At 38.0% G+C, this 8866-nt stretch carries 8 protein-coding genes; 6 read left to right on the top strand and 2 right to left on the bottom strand.

The window, feature by feature from the left end; translation table 11 throughout:
• Nucleotides 1-379 precede the first annotated feature (379 nt).
• The 4 genes from OCU78_RS06865 to OCU78_RS06850 all read left to right on the top strand — a co-directional run bounded on the left by OCU78_RS06865 (nt 380) and on the right by OCU78_RS06850 (nt 4975).
• Nucleotides 380-1690, top strand: a complete 1311-nt coding sequence (locus tag OCU78_RS06865; RefSeq protein WP_137372791.1) for a TolC family outer membrane protein — start codon at nt 380-382, stop codon at nt 1688-1690.
• 3 nt (nt 1691-1693) lie between these two features.
• Complete coding sequence (locus OCU78_RS06860) at nt 1694-2308, top strand: OmpA family protein (RefSeq protein ID WP_137372790.1); 615 nt, start codon at nt 1694-1696, stop codon at nt 2306-2308.
• Between the two features lie 140 nt (nt 2309-2448).
• Nucleotides 2449-2799, top strand: coding sequence for a DUF2750 domain-containing protein (locus OCU78_RS06855; protein WP_137372789.1), 351 nt, complete (start codon nt 2449-2451; stop codon nt 2797-2799).
• A gap of 160 nt (nt 2800-2959) precedes the next feature.
• Nucleotides 2960-4975 carry a tetratricopeptide repeat-containing diguanylate cyclase gene (locus OCU78_RS06850; protein ID WP_137372788.1) on the top strand — a complete coding sequence of 672 codons (2016 nt, stop codon included), beginning with the start codon at nt 2960-2962 and terminating at the stop codon, nt 4973-4975.
• Here OCU78_RS06850 and queC read toward each other — a convergent pair.
• Entirely contained in the window at nt 4914-5600 is a 687-nt protein-coding gene (queC, locus tag OCU78_RS06845) for a 7-cyano-7-deazaguanine synthase QueC (RefSeq protein ID WP_137372787.1), read from the bottom strand. The genes OCU78_RS06850 and queC overlap by 62 nt on opposite strands.
• Nucleotides 5601-5719: 119 nt before the next feature.
• A complete protein-coding gene (gene queE, locus OCU78_RS06840; RefSeq protein ID WP_167494004.1) occupies nt 5720-6370 on the bottom strand; it encodes a 7-carboxy-7-deazaguanine synthase QueE in 651 nt (216 codons plus the stop codon).
• 204 nt (nt 6371-6574) lie between these two features.
• Here queE and OCU78_RS06835 point away from each other — a divergent pair, with 204 nt between their 5' ends.
• Nucleotides 6575-7390 carry a Cof-type HAD-IIB family hydrolase gene (locus OCU78_RS06835; protein ID WP_137372785.1) on the top strand — a complete coding sequence of 272 codons (816 nt, stop codon included), beginning with the start codon at nt 6575-6577 and terminating at the stop codon, nt 7388-7390.
• Between the two features lie 239 nt (nt 7391-7629).
• Nucleotides 7630-8808, top strand: coding sequence for a glycosyltransferase family 4 protein (locus tag OCU78_RS06830; RefSeq protein WP_137372784.1), 1179 nt, complete (start codon nt 7630-7632; stop codon nt 8806-8808).
• Nucleotides 8809-8866 lie beyond the last annotated feature (58 nt).

Raw genomic sequence — 8866 nt, 5'->3', positions numbered from 1 at the left:
AAAAACCTCTAAATCCGAAAGCTTCGTTAATGTCGTCAACGAAATGACACTAAAATATTATCTTGTTAATATATCATTATAACTTATAGAATTCACGCCTGCGCAATATATAAATAACAGTTCATCATTCGCATTAACACGACTAAAAATGTGCCAAAAAGTCATTAAGTTACACAAATATTAAGCAAGTTAACTCATTATTTTATATAATAACTTTAATGGGCCTTAATATAGATAAAAACCAAGCAAATGCATGGTGACACATATCTATTTTTGGTCTAATAAAAACGTAAATTTGTTGACACCTTGTTATGATTCTCAGATGTGAGACTCATCTTTGTTTAACATTCACACATTACATATGCTCCGGAGAAATAAATTGAATTGGATTCAAAAATGCACTCTAGGTTCTATGGTAGCTTTAAGCCTTTCTTCTAATGCTCAAACACTCGAGCAGGCTGTCGCTATTACATTAGAAACTAATCCAAGCATCAAAAGTTCATACAACGAATATATTAGCAAGCGATATATAAATGATGCCTCTGGAGGAGCTTATAGACCTAGCATAGATTTAGATGCGGGTATTGGATATGAGCATACTAGCCTTGCTTCAAATAATAATGATGAAACTGACTTAACTCGTAAAGAAGCGACCTTGACGCTTACACAGTTAATTTGGGATGGTTCGAATACTCTTAATGATATTGACCGCACAGCCGCTGATGCAGAATCTGTTCGTTACCAATTACTTTCTGATGCTCAAGATATGGCTCTAGAAGTAACCAAAGTTTATTTAGATGCAGTGAAGGCATACGAAGTGTTATCTCTTTCTGAAAGTAACTTGGCTACTCATAAAGAGATTTATAGAGATATTAAAAAGCGAGTTGATTCTGGAATTGGCTCAACTGCAGATATGTCTCAAGTCGAAGCCCGTATAGCAAAAGCGCATGGTAATTTACTTGCCGCTCAAAACAACTTGTTCGATACACATATACAATTTGAGCAACTAGTAGGTCAATCACCTCTTGGATTAGTATTTCCTAGAGCAGATTCTAGCGCTCTACCACTCACAATCGAAAAGGCACTCACTCAAGCTTTTGAAATGCATCCTGTAATAAAAATTGCTCAAGTAGATGTAGATTCAGCAAAATTTCAATATAAACAGTCAAAAAGCAATAACTACCCAACGATTTCAGTAGAAGCCGCACAAACTTGGCGAGATGATGCAGGCGGAACTGAAGGCAACAGTGATGAATTCTCAGCTATGCTACGCTTACGTTACAACTTATATAATGGCGGTTCAGATTCTAGCCGTTCAGAAAGTATGGCATATCAATTAAATAAATCGAAAGATCTTCGAGAACGTACTTTTAGGAGCGTAGAAGAGAGTCTACGTTTATCTTGGAATGCGCTAGACCTAACGGTTCAACAAAAAGAGTTTCTTTCTGACCATGTAGATTCGGCTTCACAAACCGTAATTTCTTATGAGAAACAGTACCGTATAGGTAAGCGTACACTTTTAGATCTATTGAACACTGAAAACGAACTTTTCGAAGCACGTAAAGGTTATTTAGATGCAAAATATGATGAACAATATGCAAAGTATCGTGTAATGAATGCATCTGGTAACTTACTAGCCGCTTTAAAGGTTGAAACACCAGCGCAGTGGAATGAAAAGGTTGAATATTAATTTATGACTAAGCGAATCATATTTCCATTACTTGCTCTCTTAGTATCTGTGAGCACATTTGCATCTGAGAGTGATGAGTTTGATTATGTCCCAACGCCTATCGCTGAAAGAAACTATGATCTTTTAGATGAGGATAATGACGGAGTAATCAATGAGCGGGATTTATGTCCTGATACCCCAGCACGCGCAGAGATTGATAATGATGGCTGTGGTACTTTTTTAAAAACTACAGAAAAAATGCAACTTCAAATATTGTTTGCAAATAACTCCGTAGACATCAACCCAGCTTTCTTGGCTCAAATCCGTGAGATGGCTAGTTTTCTAAAACAATATTCATCTACTGCTATCGAACTTCAGGGCTATGCAAGTAAAACTGGTAATGCAGAGCACAACCTACAACTTTCGAAAACTCGTGCTGCAAATGTGAGAAGAGCATTAATCAGTAACGGTATTCTGAGCTCGAGAATTGAGATTGTTGGTCATGGCGACACTGGCCTAGAAAACAAAGGAACAGACAAAATCAGCCATGCAATGAACCGTAAAGTTGTTGCTTCAGTTGTCGGGTTTAAAGGTAATATCAAAGAAGAATGGAATATATTTACTACTATCAGTAAATAAATTGTTTAAAACGTCCCCTCTTTTATAATTAAAGACTAGCATTTATTGCTAGTCTTTTTTATTTCTTCATTTCTAATTACGTGTACCTTGGATTTCTATAATGTTATTCTCTTCACGTTATCAAAATAGAGAACTAATCAATGAGCAAACTAACCGCCGATATTCAAGCAAACCTTGACCTTTTTGTTGCAGAAACAAAAGAAACTCAACTTGTATGGGGTCTTCGCAATGATGAAGGATGGCTTGCATGTGATTCTACTGAATTCGAAACAAGCGAAGTAATGCCATTTTGGTCTACAAAGGAAGATGCTATTACTCATAACGTCGAAGAATGGGCTGATTTTGAAGTTCTTGAAATCCCATTAGACATTTTTGTTGAAGATTGGTTACTGACTCTAGCTGAAGACGGTGTTTTAGTTGGTACAAACTGGAACGCTAATTTAGAAGGCAAAGAGCTTGAGCCTTCAGATTTAGCTAAACTATACATCTAATCATTCACTTAAAGGTCATGTATGTAACGCATGACCTTTTCTTTACCCCTAATGACTTCACTCACACTCCCATCTAAAAAAAATATATACCATTGATTTGACTATTTTTTAATTTTAGAATGTCATTCCTTATAATTTAGTCTATATAGCAAACTCTCTGATGAAACATACCTTTCTCATACTAATGGCACTAATTAGTTTATCTTCTCATGCCAATCTAATGTCATCAGATCCAACTAAAGAATCTTCCAACACCCCAAACATCAATTGGAACACACTTTATCTATCAAACTCACAACACGAAGAGTTTCGATCATTAAATATGCTACAAAGCCGTTATGCATCCTTACCCTCCTCAGGTGAAAAATTGTATATCAGCTCTTTGCTCTACCAATTCATGACTAAACACAACCAGCCATACTACGGCGGAAATTCTGATGATAAAAACTATAAAGTAACAGAAGAAACTTTTATTGAAGCTTTAAAGCTAGATGCTCGTGGGCAATATAAAGAGGCGCAAGAACTTTTTATTTCTGTATCTGACACCATGCAACAAGCTAATGACTCGGTTGGTAAAGCGATAATCAAATACAATTTATGCCGTTCACTTAACGAACAATCTAAATATCACCAAGCTCACTACTATTGCTCTGCATTACAAAGCTATTTTGAAGATAATACGGACCCAGTATTACAAATTTCTTTAGGCTATCGTGTGATTGCCAATAATCAATACTTTAGAGGTGATTATAAATCTGCTCTAAACAGTTACATGCTTTTAATCGATAATTTCCCTAAAGGGCAAGATATATCAGGCATTTATAACGATATCGGGAACCTTTATAAAGAGATTGAACAATTTGACAGTTCTGAAACGTACCTATTAACAGCTTTAGACCTTAGAGCAGACAGCTCCAACCTTATGAAAACACAAGTTTTGCATAGCCTAGCCGAACTTTACATCATCATGGAGCAACCAACTCAAGCAATCTCTTATTTCCAGCAAGCCTACGATGCCATACAGGCTACTAACTCGATATATGGTAAAGCGCTGGTCAATTTGGGCTTAGGCAAAGCACACATCCAAGCAGAAAACTACAGCTCAGCACATGACTACCTTGTTGAAGCTTTAACGGCCTCTGAGAAATTAGATAATAATAAAATTCGAATAGAAGCTTACTTAGCGATTAGTGATCTATTCGAGCATCAAGATCTCTTTGAAGAATCATTTTACTATGCTCATTTGGCTAGCGAGCTATCCAAACAAATTGACCGAAGCAAGTACCTTGCAGATTCGCTTCTTCAGCTCACTGATTTATCTGTCGCAACCAATCAGCACAAAGAAGCATTTAGCTTTTATAGGCAGTATTCAGCGATTCAACTTAGCAGCAGAGATATCGATAATCGCTTAGCTTTGGAAGCATTGGAACTCACTAGAAGCAAATTCGAGAAAGAACTGCAAAGTTCGTTATTAGTGAGTCAAGCACAACTCGATAAGCTGAAGATTGATAAAATGACTCAACAAAAGCTCATGTACAATATTATCGTTATCATCCTTCTGTGTGCCGCTAGCTTTTCTTTTTGGTCCAGTAAACGAGTAAGAGAAAAATCATCTTTAGACTCCCTCACGAGTGCTTACAACAGAGCGGCAGCAATAAGAAAAATTAAAACTGTTAAACACAACTCAAACAATAAAAAACATGTTTTAATTCTTTTAGATTTAGATAAATTTAAATCAATCAATGACGACTATGGGCATCCAACTGGCGATCAAGCACTCAGTAATATAAGCCAGCAAGTTAGAAATCGAATTGGTAAACATGATTTACTAGGTAGATTAGGTGGGGAAGAATTTGTCATTCTATTAAAGGATGTTGAAGAAAGTGAAGTAAGAGAACGAGTTGAGGAAATTCAATATGCTGTTTCATCAACAAAATTTTCATCTGAAAGCAAAAAGCCACTGAGTATCACTGCAAGTTTTTCTTACCTTTCAACTTCACAGGCACTGAGTGACTTTGATGTATTGTATTCAGTTCTCGACCAAGCTCTTTATCAAGCTAAAAAGAATGGCCGTAACTGTATTATTGATGCGTACAACGACGCAATTGATTTACCTAGTTCTGTTTTCGAACCAGTTCAGACATCACTTCAGAGCGATTCTCAAGGTAATCCGTAAGCCCTACTTTGCGTAACTCACATGCAGGGCAATCGCCACAGCCATCTCCGACAATTCCGTTATAGCAAGTTAGGGTTTTATTTCTGATCAGCTGCAAAGATTCATACTGATCAGCTAAAGCCCACGTTTCTGCTTTATTAAGCCACATCAGAGGCGTTTTAATTTCCAACGCCTTATCCATCCCTTGAACTAAAGCTGAGTTCATTGCTTTAACAAAGTCATTTCGACAATCCGGGTAGCCTGAAAAATCCGTTTCACAAACGCCGGTAATGGTACTTTCAGCGCCAATCTGGTAAGCATAAATACCCGCAAGAGTTAAGAACAAGATGTTACGACCAGGCACGAAAGAATTAGGTAAGCCATTCTCTTGCAGTTCGTGTGAAACAGGAATGTCATCTCGCGTTAGAGAGCTGATTGCTAGCTCATTAAGCAAGGTAACATCCATCACTTTATGAGCTTTTACGCCTAGTTCAGCAGCTAATGACTGCGCGACTTCAATTTCAAGCCTATGACGCTGCCCATAATCAAAAGTGATCGCATGTACTTCATCGTATTCTTTTAATGCTTGTACAAGGCAAGTTGTAGAATCCTGTCCTCCACTGAAGACAACTACCGTTTTTTTCATGTTTAATCCTTACAAAACAGCCGTTAAAGACGCTGTTAATCACTAAGATGATAATAATCGAATATATAGATCAAGCTTAAATGCATAGGCTGCCCTTATATAGCGACTAATAGTTAATACTAGGCAATACTCAAATATTTATGAGTTTGAATGGATAAGCGCCAGTTTCGCTTCACACAGGTATCAATACATAGCTGAGTAGCACGGGGCTTCTGGCTAATTGGCTGTAAGGCAATAACTGTTTCTTCAGCCAGCTCAGCCTTCGACATAAGTTCGTCGAGCTGATCAATATCTTTTTGTGTACCTACTGGATGTTTAATTTCATTTGCACGAACAAGTGCCGAAATTAACACAGGTAACTTACCTTTCATTGCAATCTTAGGTGACAGCGTCACCCAGGTATTAGGCGTAGCTTTTACTTCAGAAGTGCCACTAGTTTCAATCTGGCATTTACAGCCGATTTTTTCGAAAGCTTCAGTCAGAGGAACAAGATCATAAATACAAGGTTCTCCGCCAGTGATCACAATATGATTAGCTGTATAACCTTGGCGGATGTATTCTTGGACAATACCTGCAGCATCAATTGGCGACCAAGTTGGTGAGTCTTGTGTTTTCAACATGATGTCACCTAAGGTAGTTTGGTCTTTTTCTAAAGCTTCCCACGTTTGTTTCGTGTCACACCATGAACACCCAACCGGGCATACTTGCAACCTCACAAATACCGCAGGCACACCGGTAAAGACACCCTCACCTTGGATGGTTTCAAACATTTCGTTAATCTTGTACAACTTCGCCTCAGCTCTATCATCTTATTACGTTATTTAAGCCGCAGACGATAAAGCACTTAACCCTTTGGGTCAAACAATTGAATATTTGCGTTCAAAATGCTCAAACGTCTAGCCTGTTTTTCTAACTTCCCTTATCCTTGCGAACATTAGATTTTATTCAGTTTTCATTCTTTGGTAGGTAATTAAATGTACAAGTTAGTAGCACTAGATATGGACGGCACACTATTAAATAGTGATAAAGTCATTTCTCAAGAAAACAAAGACGCGATTGCAAAAGCTCGTAAAGCTGGTGTGAAAGTCGTATTAGCCTCGGGGCGACCTTTAGAAGGAATGCAAAGTAAGCTTGATGAACTAGAAATAGACGGTACTGATGACTTCGTACTTTTCTACAATGGATCAATGGTACAAAATGTATCAACGAAAGAAATTATTCACAGTAAGATCAGTAATGGTCAAGCCGCTAAAGCGATTGCAAAACTAGCAAATGAACTCGGTGGTTATGTTCATGCCTTTAGTAAAAAGCACGGGCTCATTACTCCTCAGAATAATGAATACACTCAAATCGAAGCAACAATCAATGGTTTAGATATCACTGAATTCAACTTTTCTGATTTAGAGGATAGTCACGAAATTATTAAAACCATGATTGTCGCGGAACCATCGAAGCTAACAGAAATCATCAGTAAGTTGTCACCAGAACTGCATAAAGAATTTACGATAGTCCAGAGCGCTCCTTTCTTCCTTGAGTTCTTAAACCCTAAGTCAAATAAAGGTGTAGGTATTGAAGCTATCGCGAATCATTTAGGTATTAAAGCTGAAGAAGTAATCTGTATGGGCGACGCAGAAAATGACCACCATATGCTTGAATATGCTGGTTTAGGTATCGCAATGGAAAATGCAATGGACGAAACGAAAGCAATTGCTGATTACATTACTGCTGGTAATAATGAACATGGCGTAGCCCGAGCAATTGAAAAATTCATTTTAGAGCCTATGGCTTAGTTCCTGCTTTATCATAAAAGGCGCGGTTGATTGTGACTCGATTTATCAATAACACTTCAATCAGCCCGCGTCTTCCCTTTCTAACAAAGACTCAAACTGATTCTCAATTTGAGATACGTAAACACCAACAAATATAAATATTTAAAAACAAACACTTAATAAATCACCCTTTTGGCATTCGATTTGCAATTCCCATATTAACAACCAATAACTAAAACACTCGTTGGTAAGGGAATACAATGAAAAATACAAAACGAATACTTTATGTTCATTACGGTGATAACTGGATCAGAGGCAGTGAAGTCTGCTTAATTAACTTGATAGACTCGCTCAACAAAGAGCGCTATACCCCCTTTCTTTGGACAAACTGTCCGGCTTTGCTTCATCACTATGAAGGTCAAAACCTCACATCAGAACTGTCTGCCTTCCCACTTATCGGAGGTTGGCAATCTCCTCGTTTTGATACTGTTAGTTGGTGTCATCTCGTCAAACAAGCTATCCATTACATCAAATCCTATGGTATCGACTTAATTCATGTAAACAGTGGTGCACCTTGCCAATGGATGTGTTTAGCGGCTCGTATTTGTCGAGTTCCTCTTGTGACACAACTTCATAGCCATTACCAACTTAGAGACCGCTTTACACTCGGCTTGCATATGTCTCCTCACATTGTTTGTGTTAGTGATGCCATCAGCAAAGAACTTCTATCCGATGGATACCCTAAAAGTAAATTATCTGTGATACCTAACGGTGTCAGTATGAACTTCAACCAATATATCAATGTAAGACAGACTCTAAACATTCCAGAAAATGCTTTTGTATTCGCCACTGTGGGATCATTGATTATTCGCAAAGGTGTCGATCTAATCATTCAAGCATTACAGCACATTTCTCCTGCTGGAAACTTTCATCTTGTGATTATAGGTGAAGGAGAAGAAAGGAAAAATCTAGAAACTCTCGTGTTAAAGCTAAATCTAGCAGACAAGGTTCATTTCGTTGGAGAACAACATAATGTCTCTAATTGGCTTGTGGGAGGAGTCGACGCTTTTGTCAGTGGTGCTAGAGAAGAAGCATTTGGCCTTGTACTTGCAGAAGCAGGCTTAGCGAAATTGCCAGTGATAGCTCCACGAGTCGGTGGCATACCTGAATTCATCAAAAATGATGTCACTGGGCTTTTATACTCACCTAAGAACCCAATCATTGATATGGCGAGTTGTATGCTAGCGCTAATTTCAAATACCTCATTACAGTCTAGGTTAGCTGAAAACCTATACCAACTCGCCTCTACTCATTTAACCATTCAGGCTAACACTCATGCTTTGGAAGCTTTGTACGCCCGTATCACTCATGAACCCAGCAGCCACTGTGTGCCTATCGCTCACGGTTTAAAACCATTATTACGCTGGACGTTCAAGTAGGTAATCTGCCGTAAAACACATGCAATGTCAGCAAGCAATTAATACAAATACAAATACA

The sequence above is a fragment of the Vibrio gallaecicus genome (assembly GCF_024347495.1).
Lineage (GTDB): Bacteria > Pseudomonadota > Gammaproteobacteria > Enterobacterales > Vibrionaceae > Vibrio > Vibrio gallaecicus.
The sequence above is the reverse complement of the archived record's forward strand: the minus strand, read 5'-3'. Positions and strand labels throughout refer to the sequence as shown.